Origin of the sequence: Marinovum sp., from assembly GCF_048263515.1 — a bacterium.
Taxonomy (GTDB): Bacteria; Pseudomonadota; Alphaproteobacteria; order Rhodobacterales; family Rhodobacteraceae; genus Marinovum.
Genome location: NZ_JBLXEC010000001.1, coordinates 223,852 through 248,016, shown reverse-complemented (window position 1 = coordinate 248,016; position 24,165 = coordinate 223,852). Strand labels below are relative to the sequence as shown.

Genomic DNA, 24,165 nt, shown 5'->3' with positions numbered 1-24,165 from the left:
TTGCGATCATGAAATCTGGTTCTTGGCGGTCAGCTCCAGCCGGTCGATGTACATCAGCCCGACGGCGGCCACGGTGGCGATCCACGAGACCAGCGGTCCGAAGAAGATCAGCGCGATGGCCAGTGCCAGTCCCACCGGCACCATGTAGCTCTTGCCCCGGCGCGGATAGCAGGCGCGCGAGATCAGCACCGTGGCGAGCAGGACGAACAGGATCGCCTGCGCCGACTCGGCCAGCGGGAAGCCTGTGCCCAGCAGCAGCGCCGGCTGGTAGATGAAGGCGAAGGGGATCACGAAGCCCGGCAGCGCCAGCCGCGACGCCTCGAGCGCGGTGGCCATCGGGCTGGAGCCCGCGATCGGCGCGGCCGCAAAGGCCGCCAGCGCAACCGGCGGGGTGATCGCCGACAAGACGCCGAAATAGAGCACGAACATGTGGGTGTGGACGATCGGCACGCCGAGTTTCTGCAGCGACGGGCCCATCACCAGCACGATGATCAGGTAGGCCGGCACCGTCGGCATCCCCATGCCGAGCAGCAGGCAGGCAATGGCCATCAGGATCAGCGAGATGATCAGCTGGTCTTCGGCAAGGCTCGACAGCAGCGAGGCAAAGCGCAGTCCCACGCCGGTCAGGTTCAGCACGCCGATGACGATGCCCACGGCGCCGACGATGACCACCAGCTGGGCGGAAATCAGGCCGGCCGAACGGACGAACTTCAGCCAGGCGGCACCGTTGAACAGCAGGTCGGGACGCACGGCAAAGCCCAGAAGCGCGGCCAGCGCGACGCCGACAAAACCGGCATAGGCGGGCGACGAGCCACCGACCATGGTCACCACGATCCCGGCGAGCGCGAGGACAAAGATGCCCATCTGCACCAGCTCGCGCCAGTTGAAGCTGATCTTCGGACGCGGCTCTTCGGCCAGGTCCATGTTGCGGGCAGCGCTGGAAATGGCGACGAAAAGCCCGCCGTAGTACAGCAATGCCGGCACCGCGGCGGCGGCACAGATCGTCAGATAGGGCACGCTCGTCACGTCTGCCATGATGAAGGCGACGGCCCCCATGATCGGCGGGGTGATCTGGCCGCCGCTCGACGCCGCGGATTCCACCGCCGCTGCGAACCGGGGCGAGAACCCGCGTTTCTTGATCAGCGGAATGGTGATGACCCCGGTGCCCACCACGTTGGCCACCGCAGAGCCCGAAATCGTGCCGAACAACCCGCTGGCCACGGTGGCCGCGGCAGCGGGGCCGGAGCGCATCCGCCCGGTCGCCGCCATCGCAAGCCGCACCAGCACGAGGTCGATGGCCAGCAATTCAAGCAGCGCGCCGAAGACGATGAAGATCAGGATGGTCGAGACGACCGTCGCCATCGGGCGGCCGAAGACGCCGTCGAAGGAATACCACAGCACGGTCATCAGCTCTTCGGTCGAGATCCCGGCATGCCGCAGGAACCCCGGTGCCAGATGGCCGAAGGCGCCATAGGCCAGCAGAAGGCCTGCAACCACCGCCATCACCAGACCGACCGAGCGTCGGGTCAGCTCGATCACCGCGATGAGCCCCAGAACACCCATCCAGATATCGGTCGAGGTCAGGAAATAGAGCCCGGTCTCGATCTCTTCGGCGGCGCGAAAGTACTGGTAGACGCTTAGCGACAGACAGATGGCAACGACCGCCAGAAGCCCGCGATCCACAAGGCTGTCAGAGCGGGACACCGCGGTCAGGATGATCAGCAGCCCGCCCGCCAGCAACATGCCGACCCGCAGGTAGGAATCCGAGAAAACGCCGAAGACCGAGACGTAGAACACCACGCCGATGACCATGAGTGACAAAGCCGTCACGACGTGATCGAGATAGGCAGATTTCCTGAAGTCCGACACGGTATCCTCCCCGGTGTAATGCCCCGCCGCTCAGCCTCCGATTCCCAGGTCGAAGCGCGGGGTGCATCACAAAGGGGTATCGCATCGCCGCGGATTTTGCGAAGTTGCGTTACACCAGGTGAAACGGAGAGGCAGGGTGAAACTGAACAGATCCATCGAACGCGGGCTGACGGTGCTGGAGGTCATCCATACCTCGGGCGCCAGTTCGCTCCCATTTCTGGCAAAGCAGACCGGGCTGTCTAAGCCGACGCTGTTGCGGATCTGTGCGACGCTGGAAAAGCGGCGCTGGCTGACCCGCAGAAGCAGTGACGGCTGCTTCCAGCTCGGCTCGGCCTTCCCGCAGGCTGGCGGGATGGCGGATCTGGTCGACAGGCTCGTGGCGGTCAGCAAGGAGGAAATCGTTCAGCTGTCCAGAGAGACCCGGCTTGGCGTCGATCTGGCGGCGGCGATTGGCGGCGGCCGGACCGAGATTGTCGATACCACCCGGGCCTTCAGAACCCACGGCGTCTATCCCGATGCGGTCGGCTTCCGACCCTCGCCGGTCCTGTCGGCACTGGGGGGCGCGTATCTCTCCGGCCTGTCAGGGCCGGAGCGCGCGACGGTGCTGAAGGAGCTGGTGCCAAGACTGCCGCGAGAAGACGCATCCGCCTTGCTGCAACTGCCGAAAATCCTGAAATTCATCGCAAGGAATGGCTATGCCACCCGCGCCGAGGGGCACTGGGGCCGGGCGGTGGACTACGGCGAGCTCCCGGCGGCCATAGCCGTTCCGATCCTCGCCGGCTCCGAGGTGGTCGGCGCGATCAACCTGGTCTGGAACGCCAGTGATCAAGCCGTCCACGCCGTCGCGAAACGCCACCTCTCCCGTCTTCAGGCCACGGCGGATACCATCGGTCGGAAATACGCCGCCCTGTCATGATCGGAGGTGCTTGATGCCACAACGCCCCGCCGTTCCCGATACCCCCGCCGAGCGCATCCGCATCAAGCGCATCTACCGCGCTGCCCGGGTGTCGGATGGCAGGCGCATCCTCGTCGACCGGCTCTGGCCTCGCGGCGTGGAGAAGGACCGCGCGCGGCTGACCGAGTGGTTCAAGGAGATCGCGCCGAGCGACGATCTGCGGCATTGGTTTCACGACTCCCCCGGCCAATGGGACGCGTTTCGCACAAGGTACGAGGCGGAACTGGACGCGCATGACGATTTGGTGCGCGCCCTTGCCGGATATGCACAGGACGATGTGGTGACTCTGCTCTATGCCTCGAAGGACGAGGATCACAACAATGCCGTCGTGCTGCGCGACTACCTGCGCCGATGGCTGGAGCAGGAGGCGTGACATGACGGCCCAATCGCAGCACACGCCCACCGGCGACCCGAAGGCTGTGGCGCTCTTTGCCGGTCAAGACACCTCCGACAGTCACGGTATCCTGCCAGGCGCCTTGCCGACAAGGTCGACCGGGCGCGACACATTCCGGACACCGAGGCATTGCCATGACCGACGAAAATGACAGCTTCCGCTGCCAGAGCGGCTTTTCCTCTCCGCCGTGTTCTGCCGCGGACATCGCGCCGGATTACTTCGATCCGCTGGGGGTGCACCCGGAACAGGCGCGCGACGTCGCGCGCTGGCGCACGGCGGAACGCAGGCGGCTGCGCGATGCGCGCCGGGCGTTGTCGGTGGCCGAACGCCAAGAGATCGGCAACGCCCTCGCGGGACACCTGAGGCAGGTCCTGACCGACCGCTTTGGCGGCGCGCGCGGCATGATCCTGTCCGCCTATTGGCCGATCAAGGGCGAGCCCGACCTGCGCCCCCTGATGGCCGAGTTGCACGCCGCGGGCGTGACCGTCGCCCTGCCGCTGGTCGAGGTCAGGGCCGCGCCGCTCACCTTTCGCCGCTGGACACCCGAGACGCAAATGGTGCGCGGCGACTGGGATATCCCCGTGCCTCCCCCCGACGCGGCCATCGTGACACCCAAGATCACGCTGGCGCCACTGGTCGGCTGGTCGGCGGACGGCTATCGGCTGGGCTATGGCGGAGGGTATTTCGACCGGACGCTGGCGGCCCTGAAGCCCGCACCCTTTGCCATCGGCACAGGATTCGACGCGGCGCAGCTTCAGACGATCTATCCGCAGCCGCATGACATTCCGCTCGATCTGATCGTGACCGAGGTCGGGGTGCGCGCGGCGCCCGCTGCCTGACCCCGGGCTCCTGTCAGCTGAACACCACGGTGCGTTTTCCATTCAGCACCACCCGCCCCTCGAGGTGCATCTTGACGGCGCGGGCCAGCACACGGGATTCGATGTCGCGGCCGACCGCCACCAGCGCCTCGGGCTCCATCGAATGGGTGATGCGCTCGGCCTCCTGCTCGATGATCGGGCCTTCGTCGAGATCGGCGGTCACGTAATGCGCCGTCGCTCCGATCAGCTTGACCCCGCGCTCATGTGCCTGATGATAGGGTTTCGCCCCCTTGAAGCTGGGCAGGAAGGAATGGTGGATATTGATGATCCGGCCCGAAAGCCTGCGCGAGAGATCGTCGGACAGAACCTGCATATAGCGCGCCAGCACGACAAGCTCGGCGCCGGTCTCCTCGACCAGCTGCAGCAGCCGGGCCTCGGCCTCCGGCTTGGTGGCGGCGCTGACCGGGATATGGTGAAACGGCAGGCCTTCGTGATCGGCCACGCGCCTGGCGTCGGGATGGTTTGACACGATCGCCACCACCTCGGCATCGAGCCAGCCAACCCGGACCTGATAGAGCAGGTGCAGCAGCGCGTGGTCGAAGCGGGACACCATGATCAGGACACGCGGCCTGCGCGAGGTATGGGTGAGGTGCATCTCCATGCCGAACCGGGCCTTGACCGGCGCCAGGGCGGTCTCGAGCCCCGCGACATCGATGCCGTCCCGCCCCAGAAAGGCCAGCCGCAGGAAGAACCGGTCGCTCTGACGATCCCAGAACTGCGCGGTCTCGACGATATTGGCGCCCTGCTCGGCCAGCACCGTCGTGACCGCGGCCACGATCCCGGGTTCGGCGGTACAAGACAGCTTCAGAACGAACTGACGCTCCGGCGCCTCTGGCACCTGGGTCCGGCGTTCAGCATTCGGGAAGGTTGACTGCAAGGCCTCCAAGGCTTGTCTCCTTGTATTTGATGAGCATGTCATGGCCGGTCTGGCGCATGGTTTCGATGCAATTGTCGAGCGGCATGAAATGGCTGCCGTCGCCGCGCAGGGCGAGGCTGGCGGCCGAGACCGCCTTGATCGCCCCCAGCCCGTTGCGTTCGATGCAGGGTACCTGCACCAGCCCCGCCGCCGGGTCGCAGGTCATGCCGAGATGATGTTCCAACGCGATCTCGGCGGCGTTTTCGATCTGTTCATTGCTGCCACCAAGGGCCGCGCAAAGCCCCGCCGCCGCCATGGAAGAGGCCGAGCCGACCTCGCCCTGACAGCCCATCTCGGCCCCCGAGATCGAGGCGTTGTGCTTGATCAGCCCGCCAATCGCCGCCGCGGTCAGAATGAAGTCGCGCACGCCCTCGCGGCGCGCACCAAGGCAATGGTCGCGGTAGTATCGGATGACGGCGGGCACCACGCCGGCCGCGCCGTTGGTGGGCGAGGTGACGACGCGGCCGCCGGCGGCGTTCTCTTCGTTTACCGCCATCGCGTAGACCGACAGCCAGTCATTGGCGACATGCGGCTGGCTCAGGTTGCGGCCGCGCTCCGCCAGAAGCTGTTCGTGGATCGCCTTGGCGCGGCGTTTCACCTTCAATCCACCGGGCAGAATACCGTCCATGCGCAGCCCCCGGTCGATGCAGGCGTCCATCACCTCGCAGAGGTGGTCGATGCGCGTGTCCAGTCCACCGCCGGAATGAGCCTCCTCATTGGCGCGCTTCATCTGGGCGATGCCGAGCCCCGATCTGCGGCCCATCTCCAGCATCTCGGCGGCAGAGCCGAAGGGATAGGGATAGCCCAATGCGGTTTTCTCTTCGCGCAGATCGCCGGACGCCGCAGCCTTCTCCTGCGCCAGTTCGGCCTCGGTGACGACAAAGCCGCCGCCGACCGAGTAATAGGTCTGCGTCATGTAAGGCGCGCCGCGCTCGTCAAAGGCACGCAGCACCAGACCGTTGGCATGGCCGGGCAAGGCGGGGCCGTAATCGAACACCAGATCGCTGTCGGGGTCGAAATCGAGCGTGCCCAGCCCAGGAGGGCTGATGCGTCTGCAAGCCCGCACCTCGGCCTCGAGCCGTTCGGCAGCGTCCGGATCGAGCGTGTCGGGCAGATAGCCGATCAGCCCGAGGATCACCGCCCTGTCGGTGGCATGGCCCTTGCCGGTGAACGCCAGAGACCCGTGCAACGAGGCCCCGAGGCGGGCGAGCCTGCCCGCCCCGGGAATTTTCTCGGCGCCGCCGCGCAGATCGTCAAGAAAGCGCGCCGCCGCCGTCATCGGGCCCATCGTGTGCGACGACGACGGGCCGACGCCGACCTTGAAGATATCGAAGACCGACAGGAACATGGGCCTACACGCCGTCCGCATAGATCGGGTGCGCGGCGCAGAGCGCCTGCACCTCTTCGAGCACGGCCGCCTCGACCGCCGGATCGCCTTCGGGCGTATCGGCGAGCGCGTCGATCACCTTCAGGATCAGCTCACCGACCTTGCGGAACTCGGCCTCGCCGAAACCGCGCGTGGTGCCGGCCGAGGTGCCGAGGCGCACGCCGGAGGTGACAAAGGGCTTTTCCGGATCGAAGGGAATGGCGTTCTTGTTGCAGGTCAGCCCGGCGCGTTCCAGCGCGATTTCCGCCACCTTGCCGGTGACCCCCTTGGGCCGCAGATCGACCAGAACCATGTGACAATCGGTGCCGCCCGAGACCACGCCCAGACCACCGGCGACCAGCACTTCGGACAGCGCACGCGCATTGGCGATGACGTCATTGGCGTATTGCCTGAACGCCGGTTCCAGCGCCTCGCCAAAGGCCACCGCCTTGGCCGCGATCACATGCATCAGCGGCCCGCCCTGGTTGCCGGGAAAGACGGCGGAGTTGAATTTCTTGGCCAGCGCCGCGTCATTGGTCAGGATGAGGCCGCCGCGCGGCCCGCGCAGGGTCTTGTGGGTGGTCGAGGTCACCACATGCGCATGCGGCATCGGGTCGGGATAGGCACCGGCGGCAATCAGCCCGGCGTAATGCGCCATGTCGACCATCAGGTAGGCCCCCACCTCGTCGGCAATCGCGCGGAAACCGGCGAAATCCATGTGGCGCGGATAGGCCGAGGCCCCGGCGACGATCAGCTTCGGACGGGTCTCCAGCGCCACCTTGCGAACCTTGTCCATGTCGATCAGGTGATCCTCTTCCGACACCTCGTAGCTGACCACGTCGAACCACTTGCCCGACATGGTGACCGGGGAGCCGTGGGTCAGGTGGCCGCCATGCGCGAGATCCAGCCCCATGATCCGGTCGCCCGGCTGCAGCAGCGCAAGGAACACCGCCTGGTTGGCCTGGGCCCCGGAATGCGGCTGGACATTGGCAAAGCCCGCGCCGAACAGCGCCTTAACCCGGTCGATGGCAATCTGCTCGACGGTGTCAACATGTTCGCAGCCGCCATAGTAGCGCCGGCCCGGATAGCCCTCGGCATATTTGTTGGTCAGGACAGAGCCCTGGGCGCGCAGCACGTCGCGGCTGACGATGTTTTCCGAGGCGATCAGTTCGATCTGCGACTGCTGGCGGTCAAGCTCGCGGCTCACGGCATCGGCAATGGCGCTGTCGGTGATCGCGTTGGGGGTGACGGTCTTGAGCATGGAAAGGGTCCTTTCAGACAGGGGGAGAGGGTCGCGTCCCGACAGCGGGACGCGGCAGTCAGAAGAAACAGGGCCGGATCAGAGGCCGACGGCGAACTCTCGCGTGGCGACGGTCAGGATGCCGTGGACATGCGGGAAGAACGACCGCCAGACCTCGAGCCGGAAGGCATCGTTGCCATCGCGGATCAGCACCACCTGCGCATAGTCGAAGACGGTGCGCTTGGCAGAACCCACCGCTATGCGCGACAGGTCGAGAGGGCAGCCGACCGAGAGCAGCTCTGCCGCCGCGGGCCCGGTGATGCCAAGGCTCAGCTCGCGGTCCGAGACCACCACCAGGCTGTGCGGGGTCCGGGCGCGAACCGCGTCGAAGGCGGCGACGATGGCCTGCTGGTCGGCCGCGTCGGCGTGCAGCAGCCACTCGTCCGGCCCGAGGCAATAGGCCGCGCGGTCGCCGTCCCGGGCGCCCCGGCCAATCGTGTCAGGCAGGTCCAGGCCAAAGGCCTTCGACGCAACGGCCAGGTCGGCTGGCGCAATCCGCAGGTTGAAGCGTGCCACCGGCGGCAGGATCGCCACGTCGACGGCGTCGAAGGATGTTACGGGAGCATTCATGATCGATTTCTCCTCATGCGACCTTCAGGCGGTCGCCCGCCGGGTCGTAGAACTGGGTTGAGGTTACTTTTGCGGGCGCGGTCCTGCCGTCCTCGGTCGGCACGTAGAGCACCGTGTCCATGCGGTCGAAGCCGTCTTCGATGACTGCCATGGCAATCGACCGGCCCAGTGTTTCCGACCAGTAGGACGAGGTCACGTGACCGATCATCTTCATCGGCCTCGGCTGGTTCGGATCATCGACGATCTGCGCACCTTCGGTGAGCACGGTCTTCGGATCCTCGGTCAGAAGACCGACCAGCTGCTTGCGCCCCGGCGCCACGATGTCGGGCCGGTCGAGCGAGCGTTTGCCGACGAAATCGGCCTTCATCTTGCCGATCGCCCATCCGAGGCCGGCATCCTGCGGGGTCACCGTGCCGTCGGTGTCCTGACCGACGATGATAAAGCCCTTCTCGGCGCGCAGGACGTGCATCGTCTCGGTGCCATAGGCGCAGATGTCGTAGCGCTGGCCGGCCTCCCAGAGCTTTTCCCAGAGCGCCTTGCCATGGCGGGCGGGTACGTTGATTTCGAAGCCGAGCTCGCCGGTAAAGCTGATCCGGAACAGCCGCGACGGGAACCCGGCGACGGTGCAGTTCACCACCGACATATGCGGCATCGCCTCGGCAGAGATGTCCGCCCCTTCGACGAAGGGCGCCAGCAGCTTGCGGGCGTTGGGGCCGTTCAGGGCGATGGTCGCCCATTCCTCGGTGGTCGAGGTCAGCCATACCCTGAGATCGGGCCATTCGGTCTGAAGGTAGTCCTCCATCATGTTGAGCACCCGCGCCGCGCCACCGGTGGTGGTGGTGACATGGAACAGATCATCGCGCATCCGGCCGATGACGCCATCGTCGCGGATGAACCCGTCCTCGCCCAGCAGCAGGCCATAGCGGGCCCGGCCGACGCCCAGCTTGGTCCAGGGATTGGTGTACATGCGGTTCATGAACTCGGTGGCATCCGGCCCCGAGACCTCGATTTTGCCCAGTGTCGAGGCGTCGAAGATGCCGACGCTTTCGCGGGTCGATTTGCACTCCCGCGCCACGGCCTTGTGCATGTCTTCGCCCGGTTTCCGGAAGTACCAGGCCCGCCGCCACAGGGCCACCGGCTCGAAGACGGCGCCGTTTTCGTCGGCCCAGGCATCGATCGGCGTCTTGCGCGTCACCTCGAAATGCGCGCCCTTGTGATAACCCGCAAAGGCCCCGAAGGTGGTCGGCGTATAGGGCGGCCGGAAGGTCGTGAGACCGACCTGCGGCGCTTCCTTGTTCAGCGCGTCGGCGGCGATGGTCAGCCCGTTCATGTTCGACAGCTTGCCTTGATCGGTGGCCATGCCGTTGGTGGTGTAGCGCTTGACGTGTTCGATGGACTTCATGCCTTCGCGCACGGCAAGGCGGATATCCTTGGCGGTCACGTCGTTCTGGAAATCGACGAAGGCCTTGGCCTTGCCGGGCCGGCCATCGGTGGGCAGCTCCTTCTGGGTGATGCCGGTACCGGTACGGTCGTGCATCACGTCAAAGGTCGCGGCCCCGGTCTGACCACCGAGCGCGCGCACCGCCGCGACCCCTGCCTTGGTGCCGTCGTCCAGCGCCGCGGCTATGCCCCAGAGCCCGCGCCCGGCGCCCGCGATATGCACGTCTTCGGTCTTGTGACCGGGCAGATAGACCTTGGCCTCGGGGTCCCAGTGCAAGGATCCCTTGGTGTGCGAAAAGAGATGAAGCGACGGCGTCCAGCCACCGCAGACCAGCACCGCGTCGCAGTCGAGCCACGCGGTTGCACCGACCTTGCCATGCCGGACCGGATTGACCCGCAGCGCCTTGATCCGGAGCCGGCCCCTCGTGCCGGTCGCGGTGTGGCCGAGACGGATGGCGATGCCGCGCGCTTGGGCCGCCTCCTGCAGATCCTGTGCCACGGTCTCCCGGGTGTCGACGATCGCCACCACCTGCGCGCCGGCATCGGCCATGTCGAAGGCAGAGTACCAGGCGCTGTCGTGGCTGGTGAGCACGACGGGCTTGCGCCCGACCAGAACCCCGAACCGGTTCAGAAAGGTCTGCGCCGCGCCGGCCATCAGGATACCGGGCGTGTCGTTGCCGTCAAAGACCATCGGGCGCTCGATGGCGCCCTGCGCCAGCACCACTTCCCTTGCGCGCACCCGCCACATCCGCTCGCGCGGGGCCCCTTCGGGCACCTCGCCCAGGTGATCGGTCAGCTTCTGCACCAGCCCGATCATGTTCTGATGGTAATACCCCATTGCCGTGGTGCGCGTCATGCGCGTGACGTTGGGCATCGCATCCAGCTCGGCCATCGCTGTGTCGAGCCAGTCCCACGCGGACTGCCCGTCGATCGAGACCGAGGGCTCCGACAGCAAGGTGCCGCCCATCTCGGCATTCTCGTCGACGACAACCACCTTCGACCCGGCCCGCCCGGCGGTCAGCGCCGCGGCAATGCCCGAAGGCCCGGAGCCCACGACCAGCACGTCACAATGCAGGTAGCGGCTGGCATAGCTGTCGGGGTCGACCTTGGTGGGCGCCTTGCCCAGACCGGCGGCCTTGCGGATCATCGGTTCGTAGACCCGGTCCCAGAAGCTGCGCGGCCACATGAAGGTCTTGTAGTAGAAGCCTGCGGAAAACAGCATGTAGAGCCGGTCGTTGATCGCGCCGAGATCAAAGGCAAGGCTCGGCCACTTGTTCTGGCTCTCGGTGCTCAGGCCGGGATGGATCTCCTGCATGGTGGCGCGGGTGTTGGGCTCGAACCGGCCCTCGCCGCGGCTGGTCCCGATCAGCGCATTGGGCTCTTCCGAGCCGGCGGTGACCACGCCGCGCGGGCGGTGGTACTTGAAGCTGCGGCCCATCAGGTGCACCCCGTTGGCCAGGAGCGCCGAGGCCACGGTATCGCCCTCGAACCCGGTGTAGGACTTGCCGTCGAAGGTGAATGTCACCGGAGCCTGGCGGTTGATGCGGCCACGGCCCTTGATACGAAACCCGGTCATTCTGCAGCCTCCAATGCGGTGATGTCGGGACGGGCAACGCCCGCCTTGTAGGTGGTCAGGAAACGGTCGCTCACGGTGTCGCGCAGCGCGTTGAAGAACCGCCCGCAGCCATTGATGTGACGCCAGCGCTCGGCATGGACGCCCTTGACGTTGGTGCGGATGAACAGGAAATCACGCCACTCCTCGTCGCTGAGCTTCGACGGATCTGCCGGGCGATCGATATGCGCCTCGCCGGCATAGGCAAATTCCAGCTCGGGCAGCGTGTCGTCGCAATAGGGGCAGTGGATCAAAAGCATCTCGGGTCTCCTCAGTGTGCCACCGCAGCCGCAGCGGCCTCGTCGATCAGACGACCGGTGGTGAAACGTTCCAGCGTGAAGGGCGCGTTGATCGGGTGCGGCTCGTCCTTGGCGACCGTATAGGCCAGCGTATGCGCCGCGCCGGGCGTGGCCTTGAAGCCGCCGGTGCCCCAGCCGCAGTTGACGTAGAGCCCCTTGACCGGGGTCTTGCCCAGAATGGCCGAGCGGTCCGGCGTCACATCCACGATGCCGCCCCATTTGCGCAGCATGCGCATGCGGTTGAAGATCGGGAACACCTCGCAGATCGCCGCCACGGTGTGCTCGATCAACGGCAGACCGCCGCGCTGCGAATAGCTGGTGTACTGGTCGGTGCCCGAGCCGATCACCAGCTCGCCCTTGTCGGACTGGCTGATATAGGCGTGCACCGTGTTCGACATGACGACGCAGGGAAAGACCGGCTTGACCGGTTCCGACACCAGCGCCTGCAGCGGGTAGCTTTCCAGCGGCATCCGCACCCCGGCACTGTCCATCACCACCGAGGTATGACCAGCGGCAGAGACCGCGACCTTTTTGGCCTTGATGAACCCCTTGGCGGTGTCGACCCCCTCGACCGACCCATCGGCGCCACGGCGGATCGCGATCACCGGACAATTCTGGATGATGTCGACGCCGCGTTTCGCGGCGGCCCGCGCATAGCCCCAGGCCACCGCATCGTGCCGCGCGGTGCCGGCGCGTTTCTGCAGCGCCGCACCCATCACGGGATACCGCGCGTCGGGCGAGATATTGAGCGGCGGGCAGAAGGCCTTGGCCTGCTCGGGCGTCAGCCACTGGTTGTCGACGCCGTTCAGCCGGTTGGCATGGATGTGCCGCTGAAAGCTCTGCACGTCATGCACGTTGTGCGCCAGCATCATCACGCCGCGCTTGGAATACATCACGTTGTAGTTCAGCTCGGTAGACAGGTTTTCCCACAGGTCGAGCGCGTGATCGTAGAGCCGCGCGCTTTCATCATAGAGATAGTTGGAGCGGATGATCGTGGTGTTCCGCCCGGTGTTGCCACCCCCCAGCCAGCCCTTCTCGATCACCGCGACATTGGTGATGCCATGCTCCTTGGCAAGGTAATAGGCAGCGCCCAGCCCGTGCCCGCCCGCGCCGACGATGATCACGTCGTATTCGGCCTTGGGCGGTTTGTCGGGCCATTGCTCGGGCCAGTTCTTGTGGCCGCTGAGCGCGTTCTTGAGCAGGGAAAAGGCAGAATAATGCGTCATCTGGCAGGGCCTCTCAGGTGTCAGGAGCAGTCCTTGCCTATGTGCCGCATCGAGGGAAAATCACATTGTACCTTTGCGCCAAAATCCTATGATATATGCGTCACACCCATGCATCTGGAGGCGCCGATGCCCCCCGCGCAGCCCGCCCTGAAAGTGGGCCTCATTCTGGCCCGGCAATTCACGCTTTCGGCCTTTGCCAATTTCGTCGACGTGCTGCGGCTGGCGGCGGACGAAGGCGATCGTTCGCGGCCGATCCGGTGTTCCTGGCGGGTGATTTCGACGACGATGGATCCGGTGGCGTCAAGCTGCGGCATCCCGGTCCAGCCCGACGAACGCCTAGGGGATCCGCGCGATTTCGATTACGTCGTGGTGGTCGGCGGGTTGATCCCGGCCATCGAGCGGCTCGACCCCGCCTACATCGCCTATCTCAAACGCGCGGCCGCGGCCAATGTGCCGCTTGTGGGGGTTTGTACCGGGGCCTTCATCCTGCACAAGGCAGGGCTGATGGAGGGCCACCGCTGCTGCGTCAGCTGGTTTCACCATGACGACTTTCTCGAGCAGTTCGAGGGGCTTATTCCAGTGTCCGATCAGATATTCGTAGTCGACCGCAACCGGCTCACCTGTTCGGGCGGCGCAAGCTCGGCCCATCTGGCGGCCTTTCTGGTGGATCGGCACGTCGGATCGGGGGCCGCGCGCAAGAGCCTGAACATCATGATCATCGACGAAGCCCAGTCCCAGGAAAACCCGCAGCCCGGTCTGCCGCTGGAGTTCACGACCTCCGACAAGCTGGTGCGCAAGGCGCTGCATCTGATGCGGCAGAACGTGGCGACGCCACTGACCGTCGATCAATTGGCACAGCGGCTGAAGATCAGCCGCCGCAAGCTTGAACGTCATTTCGGAGAGGCGCTGCAGATGTCGCCGGCAGAGGCCGGCATCTCGGTCCGGCTGAGCGTGGCGCGCAATCTGCTCACGAGCACCGATCAGACCGTCACCCGGATCGCCGCCGCGACCGGGTTTTGTGATGCGTCGCATTTCGGCAAGGTGTTCCGGGCTCGCGAGGGCGCGCCGCCCGATGCCTGGCGCAGCACGAAACTGGCTTAGGCAGAGGTGTCTGCGACGGGCACCCGGGCGCCCGCCGCATGGGGGGTCACTGGGTCGCGACGACCCCGTCAACCGCGTCCTTGTGATGCTCCCGGCTCAGGCAGCGGACGATGGCCACGCACATCAGCACCATGATCACCGAGAACGGCAGGGCAGCGATGATGGCCGCGGTCTGCAAGGTGCTGAGCGCGGCGCTGCCGCCGACCACCAGCAAGACCGCCGCCACGACGCCTTCGAAGGTGCCCCAGATCACCCGATGGCGGAACATCGGGTTCTCGTTGCCTTCGCTGAGGATGGTGGCCACCACCAGCGTGCCCGAGTCCGAGGAGGTGACGAAATAGGTGGTCACCAGGATCGTGCCGAGCACACCGGCGACCACGCCGATCGCACCGACCTCCATCGCCTCGAAGGTGGCAAAGAGCGCCATCGAGACGTTCGCACTGACCGCCTCGCTCACGCCGCCCGGTCCCAGAAGCTCGGCCCAGAGCGCCGTGCCGCCGTAGGCCACGATCCAGACGAAGGACAGCAGGGACGAGACGCCGACCACGCCGAAGATGAACTCGCGCACCGTCCGGCCCCGCGACACCCGGGCCACGAAGACACCGACGAAGGGCGACCAGGAAATCCACCAGCCCCAGTAGAAGGTGGTCCACCAGCCCTGCCACATGTCGCCCCAGCCGGTCGCCTCATGGGGCACGCTTTCGACGAAGACGTTCATCGCGAAGAGACCTTTGACATAGGCCATCGTGGTCTCGCCGAGACCCAGGATCAGGTACCGCGTCGGCCCCCAGGCCCCGCCATCGGAAATCGCAGCCCCACACAGGCACTGCGCAAACCCGAAAGGCCCCGCTGCATGCGGGGCCTGCGCCGGGTCTGAAGGATGCCGGAGCGTCTGGTTCGGGCGGGCCCGGGGACAGGCCCGCCCGGGCCAATTCAGTGCGCGGCGCTGGCGGTCTCGCCGGGCGCAAAGAGATGCGCCTGTTCGGGGGTGAACACCAGGTCGATGCTCTCTCCCTGCTGAAACACCTTGTCCTCGTCGAAGGCGGCGATGAACTTCGATCCGTCCTTCAGGCTCATGTTGACCACGGTTTCGGTGCCCAGACGTTCGGCCATGTTCACCGTGCCGTGCAGCATGCCCTCGCCCGCCGGAACCGCGCTGACGTGCTGCGGGCGGATGCCCAGGACGGCCTTGCCGGGGCCGTCGATGCGGCCCTTGTGCGCCACCGAAATCGGCTCGAGCGCGGCATTGGCAACACGCGCCGCGGCGGCGTCGCGGTCCGACACGTCGACCTCGAGAAAGTTCATCGACGGCGCCCCGAGAAAGCCCGCAACGAAGAGGTTGGCCGGCTCGTGGAACAGCTCCATCGGGGTGCCGACCTGCATCACCTTGCCGTCCTTGAGCACCACGATCTTGTCGGCCAGGGTCATCGCCTCGACCTGATCATGCGTGACATAGACCATCGTCGCGTCCAGCGTGCCATGCAGCCGGCCGATCTCCATCCGCATGTCCATGCGCAGCGCCGCGTCCAGATTGGACAGCGGCTCGTCGAACAGAAAGACCTTGGGCTTGCGCACGATGGCGCGGCCGATGGCCACCCGCTGGCGCTGGCCACCCGAGAGCTGCGAGGGGCGACGGTCAAGCAGATGCTCCATCTGCAGCACGCGCGCGGCCTCGGCCACCTTCTCTTCCTTCTCCTTCTTCGAGGCGCCGGCGATGGTCAGGCCGAAGGCCACGTTCTCGCGCACGGTCATGTGCGGGAAGATCGCGTAGGACTGGAACACCATGGCGATGCCGCGCTCTTTCGGCGGCAGGTCGTTGACCACCTGGCCGTCGATCTCCAGCGTGCCGGACGTGATGTCTTCGAGCCCCGAGATCATCCGCAGAAGCGTGGACTTGCCACAGCCAGAGGGGCCGACAAAGACCACGAACTCGCCATCCTCGATGTCGAGATCGACGCCCTTGATCACATCGACGGAGCCATAGGACTTCCGCACGTCTCTGAGTTTCAGTGTTGCCATTGCTCTTACTCCGCCGCCAGCGACGGGCGCACGACCTTGAGCAGCCCGTCTTCTTGATGCACCACCGGGTCGGGGTCCATGACGAACCCGCCGAACGCCCCGTCAGGTGCGGTGTGGTTGAACCCGAGGATCATCAGACCGTCGTCGGTCGGAACGATCCGCGCCGCGTAGCGCAGGCAGGGCTGCGCGCCGTCGAGAAAGGCGCCGGGGGCGATCTTCCACGGACCGCGCGGGCCCTCGCCGATCAGGTAGTGGTTGCCGGTCACCGGACCGCCGGGCGTGGCCTCGGCCTGCGCCTTCGAGAAATGCTCGTCGGCGGTGCAGAACAGGCAGTACCACTGGCCCGCGTGGTTGAAGACCTGCGGCACCTCGAGCTGGCCGAAGCCCCCCGAGAACACCGGCGGTTGCAGCGTCCAGGTCACAAGGTCGGGCGAGGTGGCAAACCCCACCGCGCCGCCGTTGTTGGCCTCGGCCTCGCCCGGCACCCGGGCGGTAAAGAACATCAGCCAGCCGTCACCCTCGGGGTCGCGCATCACCCAAGGGTCGCGCATCGCCCGGTCATGCCAGAAGCCTTTCCTATGCTCGGCTTCGTAGAGCGCGGCATTCGGCCCGGTCAGGTCGAGGCAGAGCCCGTCGCCGACACGTTCCCAGCTGTGCATGTCGGAGGATGTCGCATGGCCCACGCGCTGGTACAGCCCGTCCTCGGCGCGCGAGGTGCCGGTGTAGAACAGGTGCCAGAGGCCGGCGTCATCCTGCACCACCGATCCGGTCCAGGTGGTGTAATCGTCCCAGGCCGGGCCTTCGGCGGGCGCGAAGCAGGTGCCGAGATGCTCCCAGTTGACCAGATCGTCGCTGACCGCATGGCCTTGGCTGACGTTGAAGTGGCGCAGCTCCGGGTCGCCAAGGCTCTTGGGGGCCTTGAGGAAATAGCCGTGCCAGCGCTCGCCGTCATGGGCATACCAGCTGTCCCAGATCCAGTCGTTTTCGAGTTTCAGTGTCATGTTGAGATCCTCAGCCCTTCACGCCGGTCGAGGCAATCGACGAGATGAAGGCGCGTTGCAGAACAAGATAGAAGGCGATGACCGGGACCGAGATCAGCGTCAGATAGGCCATGACCTCGCCCCAGGCGATTTGCAGTTGGAAGAAGTACCCGAGGCCGACCATCACCGGGCGGTGCGCCTCGTCCTGAACCACGATCAGCGGCCAGAGGTACTGGTTGTTGTACATGGTCAGCGACTTCAGGATCGCGGCGGTGGCAATCACCGGGCCGGACAGCGGCATGACGATCTTGCGATAGATCAGCATCCAGCTGGCGCCCTCGACGCGGGCGGCCTCGATCAGCTCTCGTGGCAGGTCCTTGAAGAACTGCACAAAGAGGAAGATCGTCAGCGCGTCCACCATCCACGGGATGATCTGCACGCGGTAGGTGTTGAGCCAGCCGATCTCCAGGCCTTCGAGCCCGATCCACGGCAGCTTCGACACGAAGAGCAGGAGCGGCACCGCGATGGTCTCGAACGGGATGATCAGCGTCGCCACGATCACCGAGAGCAGCACGCCCCGGCCCTTCCACTCGAGAAAGACAAAGCTGAACGCCGCCAGCGAGCACAGCAGGATCGACGCCACCACCGTGACCACGGTGACAAAGACCGAGTTCAGCATGAACCGTCCGATCGGCGCGCGCTCGAACGCCTTGACGTAGTTATCGAGGCTGATGTCGCCCACCGGCAGGAAGGCCCGGATGCTCGAGGTGTCGGCCAGCAGCTGCTGGTCGGGCTTGAGACTGGAGACCACCATGAAGACCAGCGGGAACAGGAAGATGAAGCCCACGAGGATCAGGGTCAGGTAGCGCACGGCAAGCCGCAGGCCCCGGTTGTCGGATGTAACAGCAGCCATTACTTGCGCTCCCGTGTGAGATAGCCCTGGACGGCCGAGATGGTCAGGACCATGAGGAAGAGGATGACCGAGATGGTCGCACCGCCCGAGATGTCCTGCTTGCCGTAGCCGCGTTCGACGGTCTGGAAGACCAGCGTCTGCGTCGAGTCGAGCGGGCCGCCATTGGTCATCACGTCGACCTGGGCAAAGACCGCAAAGCTCTGCATGGTGATCACGATCAGCACCAGCACCGCGGTGTTCCTGAGCCCCGGCCAGGTCACATAGCGGAAGGTCTGCCATTTGCTGGCGCCTTCGATGGCGGCAGCCTCGTAGAGCGTCGGCGAGATCGCCTGCAACCCGGCGAGCCAGATCACCATGTGAAAGCCCATGCCCTGCCAGGCCGACATGGCGATGATCGAACCGAGCGCCGTGTCGGTGCGGCCAAGCCAGTCAATCGGGGTAAAGGCGCCGAAGGTCAGCACTTCGAGGATGTTGTTCAAGAGCCCGTCGTTGCCGGAGTAGATGAACCGCCAGAGCAGCGAGATCACCACGATCGAGATCACCACCGGCATGAAGTAGACGGTGCGGAAGACGTTGATCCCGCGCAGTTTCTGGTTGATCAGCAAGGCCAGCAACAGCGCCCCGCCGCCCTGCACCGGCACGATGAACAGCGCAAAGGTCAGCGTGTTGACCAGCGCCTTCATGAACAGCACGTCCGAGGCGATCACCACCTTGGCGGTGTCACCCCACTGCCAGCGGAACCACTCGCCCATGCCCTTGTACTGCGGGAACGCGTCGCTGCGGGTGATCGAGCGGACGCGGGGATATTCGATCTCGCCGTCCTCGTCGCGCACCACCTGGCCGGCGTCGTCGCGCTCCGGCTCGAGCGTCACAACCGCGAGGCCGAGCAATTCGCTGTAGTTCTTCAGCCCGACGAATTCCGCCTCGTTGGGCGAGACCAGCCGCTGGTTGGTCAGCGACAGCCAGAAGGCAAAGAAGAACGGAACGATGATGAAGAGAAACAGAAGAGAGAACCCCGGCAGGGCAAAGAGCCACCCCGCCCGGTTCGATCGGGTCAATTTGCTGGACATGTGATTTCCTCGGCAGTGCGGGGGCCGCCGCCGTGGGCGGCCCGCCGTCTGCGCTTAGTGGCCGTAGCCCTGGTTGCTTTCGATATCCTTGTCGATCTCGTCGACCGCGGCATCGAGCGTGTCGGCGACATCGGCGCCATTGGCGATGTCGGCCAGCGCCTTCTCAAACACCTTCGCCGCCACCACGTAGCCGGGCGTCACCGGACGCACCAGCGCCTGCTCGGCCGAGAGATCGAAGAACACCGCCAGCGGGCCGCCGTCGGCGTATTTCTCGGTCATCTGCGCCGCTTCCTTGGAAGCGGGGATCAGGCCGATACCGTCGGAGAAGGCTGCCATGTACTTGTCCTGCAGCGCATGTTCGACAAAGGCCGCCGCGCCCTCGGGATGCTCACAGGCGCTCGACACGCCGAACTGCCACGAACCCGCGCCGATCTTGGGGCCGTTGCCGAAATCCGGCGCCGGCAGGAAGCGGACATCGTCGACACCCGCCTCGAGCGTCGCCGCCGCGGCCCAGTTGCCGTTCCACGAGAACGCGTATTTGCCTTCGTTGAAGCCCACATCACGATCCGCCGGGTCCTGGCTGGTGCCGGGGGCATAGCCTTCGGCAAAGAGCGACTGCCACCATTCACCGAATTCGATCGCCTCGTCGCTGTTCAGCACGTCTTCTGCGCTGGCATAGGTCGAGCGGTCGATGATGTCGCCGCCAAAGCTCTGCAGGAAGGGCGAGAAGGCATAGGGATACCATTCACCGGTCCATGCGGTGCCGAGATCGAGCGCGTAGTCATACTTGCCGGATGCCTTGGCCGCATCGAGCGCCGCCATAAACTCGTCGCGGCTCCACGGCTCCTCCAGCGTCGGGGTGCGCAGGCCAAGCTCGTCGAGCGTCGACTGGCGGGCATAAAGCGCCACGGCGGCATCCCAGAGGCCGACCGAATAGATTTCGCCATTCCAGCGGCCGATGGTGGCGTCGAGATGGCCTTCGATGGCGGCGTCGCTGACGGGCAGCGGCTGCAGATAGCCGGCCCAGGCCCAGTTCGGCATCACCGGACCGTCGACGTCGAGGATGCAGGGCAGGTTTCCGGCCAGCGCCGAGGCGACAACCGACTCGTTGTAGCTCTGCTGCGGGAAGCTCTCGACCGAGACGGTCCAATCGGATTGCGCGCCGTTGAAATCCTCGATGATGGTATTCAGGATGCCGCTTTCGACATCGTTGCCGGCCCCATGATACCAGAGCGTCAGCTCGGTCTGGGCCGTGGCCGCCCCGGCCAGGGCAGTGGACGCCGCCAGGGCGCCGAGGATGGTCTTGGTCAGTTTCACGTTGATGTCCTCCCGTGAGATCAAGTTTGAACAGAATTTCGCGCGGTCACCGAGGACCGCCAGACAACTGGCCCGCGCACCAGCGACGGACCGGATGATGTCGGGGTCTTCCCCCCGATCATTTCGAGCATGTCCCTGGCCGCCTGCCGCCCCATCTGGGTGTAGGGCAGTTCGACCGTGGTCAGCTGCGGGTAGAGCATTTCCGAGATCGCGCGGTGATCGTCGTAGCCCGCGACCGAGATATCCTCGGGCACCCGCAGGCCCCGGCTGCGCAACAGGCCGTAGACCCGCATCGCCATCTCGTCGTTGCCGCAGCAGATCACCGTCGGCGGCACCGGCAGCGACAGCAACTGGCCCAGCGCCTTTTCCAGCACGTCGCCGGTCTTGTCTGCGCCTTCGACAAAGCCCTGCACCACCAACGCCGGATCAGGATTGACGCCCGCCGCCCGGTGCGCCGCCATGTAACCTTCGAGCCGCAGCCGCGCCGCCGGCATCGCCGGGTCGAGGGTCAGAAAACCGATGCGCTCATGGCCGGTCTGCAGAAGGCGCTCGACCAGCTCCCTCCCGCCGGTCCGATCGTCGGGCAGCACGCAAGGCGTGGCGGCCGTGTCGAAGCAATTCACAAGGATCACCGGGCAGTCGGCGTTGCCGAGGTCGATATCCACCTCGCTGTGGTGGTCGGCCACGTAGATCAGCCCTTCGACCCGGTGCTGCGCAAAGGTCCGCGCCAGAAGCGGCACCGCCTCCGACGTCCCGCCGGTATCGGCGATCATCAGGATCTTGCCGTGCTCGGCCATTTCGCGCTGGACGCCCTGGACGATATAGAGATCCGGCAGGCCCGAGGGCATGGCAGGCTCCGGCGCCTGCGAGATCGCCCCGGTGATCAGCCCGATCAGCCCCGACCGGTTCGAGCGCATCATCCGCGCCGCCTGCGACGGCACGTAGCCCAGGGTGGTGATCGCCTTGGTGACGGCTTCTCTGGTTCTGGCATTCACCGGCGCATCGCCATTGAGCACGCGCGACACGGTCTTCGGGGAGACGCCCGCCAGCTTTGCAACATCGTAGATGGTTGCCATTTTCCCCTCCCCCCGAGCTGTCGGCACCACAGGCCGACTGCATGCACCGATCTTATGACACCGATGTCATGACACCGTTGTCATACGCGATTCCCCTGAGGTCTGTCAACGGGCTTCCAAAGCGATTTGGAAAGGAAACGGCGGCAGCCGCTCGGGAAGAGCCCCGCCACAGGCATCGGCCTTCGCCTGTTTGGCAAGCCGCTGCGCGACAGGATGGATCGGCATGCTGCGTCAGGGGATCGACAGGTCGCTCGCCCGTACCGGGACAACTGCGCAAGTCATTGCGCAGACGGTCCCGTGCGCCAACATCGTGGCCTGCGGGCCGGATCGGGCTGAATGCCGGCCCGACCCGGCGATATCAGCTGCGCATTCGCGCGTAGGACGGATCATAAGGCGACGGCGCGATCACCTCGGTTCCGACGATCTCGCCGCAGAGGTCGAGGTCGATCTTCGTGCCCTCTGCCGCCAGTTCCGGCATGACGAAGGCATAGGCCAGGTTCAGGCCCGTCCGGTGCCCCCAGTCGCCCGAGGTGACGGTGCCCACGACCTTGCCGTCCCGCATCAGCGAGGCGCCGCCGTGCGCCGGGGCGTGGGTGGCCGCGACCTTGAGCGTCACCAGTTTCCTGCGCGGGCCTTCCTCGATACGCTTCAGCAGCGCCGGTTTGCCGATGAAATCGGCTTTTTCGGGCTTCACGAACCGGTCGAGCCCGGTCTCATAGGGATCGAACTCGTTCAGGAGGTCGGCCTTCCAGTGCAGGAAGCCCTTTTCCATCCGCATGGAATCCACCGCGCGGGCCCCGAAGAGCTTCAGCCCGTGCGCCTCGCCCGCCTTGCGCAGGGCAAGATAGGCGGCATAGAGCGCATTGTTGGGCACGTGAATCTCATAGGCCAACTCGCCCGAGAAGCTGACGCCGAGGACGGTGGCGGGGGCGAAGCCGATGAAACATTCCCTGACACTGAGCCAGGGAAAAGCGTCTTTCGACCAGTCCCCGCGGGAACAGGCAGAGAGCACGTCGCGCGCCTTGGGACCGGCCAGCACGAGGATGGTCAGATCATTGGTCAGGCTGCGGATCTGCACGTCCTCGGCCGGGTCCAGATGCATCCGCAGCCAGTCCATGTCGTGATATTCGCTGGCCGCCGCCGACCCGTACCAGACACGCGCCGGCCCCCGGTCCGAGGCCGGGATGTTGGCGATGGTGGCCTCGCCCTTGACCATACCGTGGTGGTTCAGCAGGTAGCCGAGGCCGACACGGCCGTCCCGCTTCGTCACCGCACCGCAGAACATCCGGTCGAGGAAAGCGTGACGGTCGGCGCCGGTGATCTCGAACCGGTTGAAGCCGTTGACTTCGCAGAGGCCGACGTTCTCGGCGACGTTCGTCACCTCCGCCGCAACCACGTCGAAGGCCTCGTCGAAGGTGAAGCCCAGCGTCGGGTGAAAATCCGGCGCGGGCTTGAGGTACTCCATTCGCTCCCAGCCGTTGACCACGGTGAACTCGGCCCCCTCGGCCGCCAGCACCGGCGTCAGCGGCGTCGTCTTGGCGGGGCGCGCGGCGGGGCGATGCTCATGCGGGAAATGAAAGCGGAACTCGTTCTGATAGTCCTCGATGGCCTTCAGCGCGGTCAGTTCCACGTTGGCATGGCCGGTAAATCGGCGCGGGTCGATCACCCAGGTGTCATATTGCGCCTCGCCATGCACGATCTGTTGCGCCAGCAGCCAGCCGTGGCCGCCGCCTTCGCCCAGACCGGCGCGCAATCCGATGATGCAGAAGGCGTTGCGCTTGCCCGGGATCGGACCGACCAGCGGCGCGCCGTCGATGGTATAGGTGATCGGGCCGTTGACCACACTGCGGATGCCGGTCTCGGCCAGCGCGGGCATCCGCTCGAAGGCGCCCTCGAGCACGTCCATCACCCGGTCGAGATCATCGGGGCAGAGCGCGTTGACGAACTTCGGGTCGATCCCGTCCATGCCCCAGGTCTTGCAGCCCTGTTCGTAGAACCCCACCAGCAGGCCGTTCTTCTCCTGCCGGCTGTAGTAGTCGCTGATCGGGCAGCGCAGCAGCGGCATCCGGTGGCCGGCTTCCTTGATCGCGGGAATGTCCTCGGTCAGGAAATACTGGTGCTCCATCGAGGCGACCGGGTGATGCACCCCCATCATCGCACCCACCTCGTTGACGCGGTAGCCGCAGGCGTTGACCACGATATCGCAGTCGATGTCACCCTTCTCGGTATGCACCGTCCAGGTGTCGTCCTTGTGCTGGGTCAGCGCAGTGACCGGCGTGTTGCGATAGACCTCGGCCCCGGCCTTGCGCGCATGATAGGCCAACGCCTGACAGAGCTGCGCCGGGTCGATATCACCGTCCAGCGGGTCCCAGAGCCCGCCCAGCAGGTTGTCGGTCGAGATCAGCGGATGCCGTCGGGCGCATTCCTCGGCGTCGATCACCTCGAACTCCACCCCCATGCCGCGCGCCATCGAGGTGAAATGCCGATAGCCCTGCATCTGCGCCTCGGTATTGGCCAGCCGGATGCCGCCGTCGGCGTGGTGGTAGTTGATCGGGTATTCCGGGTCCTCGGCCAGCCGCTTGTACAACTCGATCGAATGCGTCTTCAGCCCGACCATGGTCTGGGTCATGCCGAAGTTCGTGACCTGCGCCGCCGAATGCCAGGTGGTTCCGCTCGTCAGCTCGTTCCGCTCGACCAGCACCACGTCGCTCCAGCCTTCCTGGGTCAGGTGGTAGAGCGTCGAACACCCGGCGATGCCGCCGCCAATGACAACAACCTTGGTCCGAGTTTTCATGCCGCGCGCCTCCGATACATGTTGAAGTGAGTAGGCGGCCAAGCCGGTGTCCCCGCAACACCGATATGTC

General features: G+C 65.7%; 20 protein-coding genes. 4 read left to right on the top strand and 16 right to left on the bottom strand.

What is annotated here, in order from left to right; genetic code table 11:
• Positions 1-6: 6 nt before the first annotated feature.
• Positions 7-1,869, bottom strand: coding sequence for a TRAP transporter permease (locus tag ACN0SE_RS01180; RefSeq protein WP_417522635.1), 1,863 nt, complete (start codon positions 1,867-1,869; stop codon positions 7-9).
• A gap of 136 nt (positions 1,870-2,005) precedes the next feature.
• Between ACN0SE_RS01180 and ACN0SE_RS01175 the strand changes: the two genes are divergently transcribed.
• From ACN0SE_RS01175 to ACN0SE_RS01165, 3 genes are all read left to right on the top strand, one after another.
• A complete protein-coding gene (locus ACN0SE_RS01175) occupies positions 2,006-2,785 on the top strand; it encodes an IclR family transcriptional regulator (protein ID WP_417522634.1) in 780 nt (259 codons plus the stop codon).
• Positions 2,786-2,798: 13 nt separating this feature from the next.
• The gene (locus ACN0SE_RS01170; protein ID WP_417522633.1) at positions 2,799-3,197 is read left to right on the top strand and encodes a DUF488 domain-containing protein; all 399 of its coding nucleotides are present in this window, start codon (positions 2,799-2,801) and stop codon (positions 3,195-3,197) included.
• A gap of 155 nt (positions 3,198-3,352) precedes the next feature.
• Complete coding sequence (locus tag ACN0SE_RS01165) at positions 3,353-4,057, top strand: 5-formyltetrahydrofolate cyclo-ligase (RefSeq protein ID WP_417522632.1); 705 nt, start codon at positions 3,353-3,355, stop codon at positions 4,055-4,057.
• A 13-nt stretch (positions 4,058-4,070) separates the two neighbouring features.
• Here ACN0SE_RS01165 and purU read toward each other — a convergent pair whose 3' ends face one another.
• The 7 genes from purU to ACN0SE_RS01130 all read right to left on the bottom strand — a co-directional run bounded on the left by purU (position 4,071) and on the right by ACN0SE_RS01130 (position 12,825).
• Positions 4,071-4,982 carry a formyltetrahydrofolate deformylase gene (gene purU, locus ACN0SE_RS01160; RefSeq protein ID WP_417522631.1) on the bottom strand — a complete coding sequence of 304 codons (912 nt, stop codon included), beginning with the start codon at positions 4,980-4,982 and terminating at the stop codon, positions 4,071-4,073.
• Positions 4,948-6,360 carry an L-serine ammonia-lyase gene (locus tag ACN0SE_RS01155; protein ID WP_417522630.1) on the bottom strand — a complete coding sequence of 471 codons (1,413 nt, stop codon included), beginning with the start codon at positions 6,358-6,360 and terminating at the stop codon, positions 4,948-4,950. Before ACN0SE_RS01155 ends, purU begins: the two co-directional genes overlap by 35 nt.
• Positions 6,361-6,364: 4 nt before the next feature.
• Positions 6,365-7,639, bottom strand: coding sequence for a serine hydroxymethyltransferase (gene glyA, locus ACN0SE_RS01150; protein ID WP_417522629.1), 1,275 nt, complete (start codon positions 7,637-7,639; stop codon positions 6,365-6,367).
• Between the two features lie 78 nt (positions 7,640-7,717).
• Positions 7,718-8,248: a sarcosine oxidase subunit gamma gene (locus ACN0SE_RS01145; protein ID WP_417522628.1), complete on the bottom strand. Its 531-nt coding sequence runs from the start codon at positions 8,246-8,248 to the stop codon at positions 7,718-7,720.
• A 13-nt stretch (positions 8,249-8,261) separates the two neighbouring features.
• Positions 8,262-11,264, bottom strand: a complete 3,003-nt coding sequence (locus tag ACN0SE_RS01140) for a sarcosine oxidase subunit alpha (protein WP_417522627.1) — start codon at positions 11,262-11,264, stop codon at positions 8,262-8,264.
• Complete coding sequence (locus ACN0SE_RS01135) at positions 11,261-11,560, bottom strand: sarcosine oxidase subunit delta (protein WP_417522626.1); 300 nt, start codon at positions 11,558-11,560, stop codon at positions 11,261-11,263. Before ACN0SE_RS01135 ends, ACN0SE_RS01140 begins: the two co-directional genes overlap by 4 nt.
• Positions 11,561-11,571: 11 nt before the next feature.
• Positions 11,572-12,825: a sarcosine oxidase subunit beta family protein gene (locus ACN0SE_RS01130; RefSeq protein ID WP_417522625.1), complete on the bottom strand. Its 1,254-nt coding sequence runs from the start codon at positions 12,823-12,825 to the stop codon at positions 11,572-11,574.
• A 126-nt stretch (positions 12,826-12,951) separates the two neighbouring features.
• Between ACN0SE_RS01130 and ACN0SE_RS01125 the strand changes: the two genes are divergently transcribed.
• Positions 12,952-13,926, top strand: coding sequence for a GlxA family transcriptional regulator (locus tag ACN0SE_RS01125; protein WP_417522624.1), 975 nt, complete (start codon positions 12,952-12,954; stop codon positions 13,924-13,926).
• A 46-nt stretch (positions 13,927-13,972) separates the two neighbouring features.
• Here ACN0SE_RS01125 and ACN0SE_RS01120 read toward each other — a convergent pair whose 3' ends face one another.
• The 8 genes from ACN0SE_RS01120 to ACN0SE_RS01085 all read right to left on the bottom strand — a co-directional run bounded on the left by ACN0SE_RS01120 (position 13,973) and on the right by ACN0SE_RS01085 (position 24,095).
• The gene (locus tag ACN0SE_RS01120) at positions 13,973-14,734 is read right to left on the bottom strand and encodes a BCCT family transporter (protein WP_417522880.1); all 762 of its coding nucleotides are present in this window, start codon (positions 14,732-14,734) and stop codon (positions 13,973-13,975) included.
• Between the two features lie 125 nt (positions 14,735-14,859).
• Positions 14,860-15,945, bottom strand: coding sequence for an ABC transporter ATP-binding protein (locus tag ACN0SE_RS01115; protein WP_417522623.1), 1,086 nt, complete (start codon positions 15,943-15,945; stop codon positions 14,860-14,862).
• A 5-nt stretch (positions 15,946-15,950) separates the two neighbouring features.
• Entirely contained in the window at positions 15,951-16,946 is a 996-nt protein-coding gene (locus ACN0SE_RS01110) for a levansucrase (RefSeq protein WP_417522622.1), read from the bottom strand.
• A gap of 10 nt (positions 16,947-16,956) precedes the next feature.
• The gene (locus ACN0SE_RS01105; RefSeq protein WP_417522621.1) at positions 16,957-17,838 is read right to left on the bottom strand and encodes a carbohydrate ABC transporter permease; all 882 of its coding nucleotides are present in this window, start codon (positions 17,836-17,838) and stop codon (positions 16,957-16,959) included.
• Positions 17,838-18,908, bottom strand: a complete 1,071-nt coding sequence (locus ACN0SE_RS01100; protein WP_417522620.1) for a carbohydrate ABC transporter permease — start codon at positions 18,906-18,908, stop codon at positions 17,838-17,840. Before ACN0SE_RS01100 ends, ACN0SE_RS01105 begins: the two co-directional genes overlap by 1 nt.
• Before the next feature lie 54 nt (positions 18,909-18,962).
• Positions 18,963-20,225, bottom strand: coding sequence for a sugar ABC transporter substrate-binding protein (locus tag ACN0SE_RS01095; protein WP_417522619.1), 1,263 nt, complete (start codon positions 20,223-20,225; stop codon positions 18,963-18,965).
• A 20-nt stretch (positions 20,226-20,245) separates the two neighbouring features.
• A complete protein-coding gene (locus tag ACN0SE_RS01090) occupies positions 20,246-21,301 on the bottom strand; it encodes a LacI family DNA-binding transcriptional regulator (RefSeq protein WP_417522618.1) in 1,056 nt (351 codons plus the stop codon).
• A gap of 358 nt (positions 21,302-21,659) precedes the next feature.
• The gene (locus ACN0SE_RS01085) at positions 21,660-24,095 is read right to left on the bottom strand and encodes a GcvT family protein (RefSeq protein ID WP_417522617.1); all 2,436 of its coding nucleotides are present in this window, start codon (positions 24,093-24,095) and stop codon (positions 21,660-21,662) included.
• Positions 24,096-24,165: the final 70 nt, after the last annotated feature.

What these genes read in the sequence shown, in the direction of transcription:
- ACN0SE_RS01085 (WP_417522617.1), bottom strand. Translation starts at nt 24,095, where the DNA reads ATGAAAACTCGGACCAAGGTTGTTGTCATTGGCGGCGGCATCGCCGGG.
- ACN0SE_RS01125 (WP_417522624.1), top strand. Translation starts at nt 12,952, where the DNA reads ATGCCCCCCGCGCAGCCCGCCCTGAAAGTGGGCCTCATTCTGGCCCGG.
- glyA (WP_417522629.1), bottom strand. Translation starts at nt 7,639, where the DNA reads ATGCTCAAGACCGTCACCCCCAACGCGATCACCGACAGCGCCATTGCC.
- ACN0SE_RS01170 (WP_417522633.1), top strand. Translation starts at nt 2,799, where the DNA reads ATGCCACAACGCCCCGCCGTTCCCGATACCCCCGCCGAGCGCATCCGC.
- ACN0SE_RS01145 (WP_417522628.1), bottom strand. Translation starts at nt 8,248, where the DNA reads ATGAATGCTCCCGTAACATCCTTCGACGCCGTCGACGTGGCGATCCTG.
- ACN0SE_RS01100 (WP_417522620.1), bottom strand. Translation starts at nt 18,908, where the DNA reads ATGTCCAGCAAATTGACCCGATCGAACCGGGCGGGGTGGCTCTTTGCC.
- ACN0SE_RS01115 (WP_417522623.1), bottom strand. Translation starts at nt 15,945, where the DNA reads ATGGCAACACTGAAACTCAGAGACGTGCGGAAGTCCTATGGCTCCGTC.
- ACN0SE_RS01110 (WP_417522622.1), bottom strand. Translation starts at nt 16,946, where the DNA reads ATGACACTGAAACTCGAAAACGACTGGATCTGGGACAGCTGGTATGCC.
- ACN0SE_RS01135 (WP_417522626.1), bottom strand. Translation starts at nt 11,560, where the DNA reads ATGCTTTTGATCCACTGCCCCTATTGCGACGACACGCTGCCCGAGCTG.
- ACN0SE_RS01090 (WP_417522618.1), bottom strand. Translation starts at nt 21,301, where the DNA reads ATGGCAACCATCTACGATGTTGCAAAGCTGGCGGGCGTCTCCCCGAAG.
- ACN0SE_RS01165 (WP_417522632.1), top strand. Translation starts at nt 3,353, where the DNA reads ATGACCGACGAAAATGACAGCTTCCGCTGCCAGAGCGGCTTTTCCTCT.
- ACN0SE_RS01155 (WP_417522630.1), bottom strand. Translation starts at nt 6,360, where the DNA reads ATGTTCCTGTCGGTCTTCGATATCTTCAAGGTCGGCGTCGGCCCGTCG.
- ACN0SE_RS01130 (WP_417522625.1), bottom strand. Translation starts at nt 12,825, where the DNA reads ATGACGCATTATTCTGCCTTTTCCCTGCTCAAGAACGCGCTCAGCGGC.
- ACN0SE_RS01140 (WP_417522627.1), bottom strand. Translation starts at nt 11,264, where the DNA reads ATGACCGGGTTTCGTATCAAGGGCCGTGGCCGCATCAACCGCCAGGCT.
- ACN0SE_RS01105 (WP_417522621.1), bottom strand. Translation starts at nt 17,838, where the DNA reads ATGGCTGCTGTTACATCCGACAACCGGGGCCTGCGGCTTGCCGTGCGC.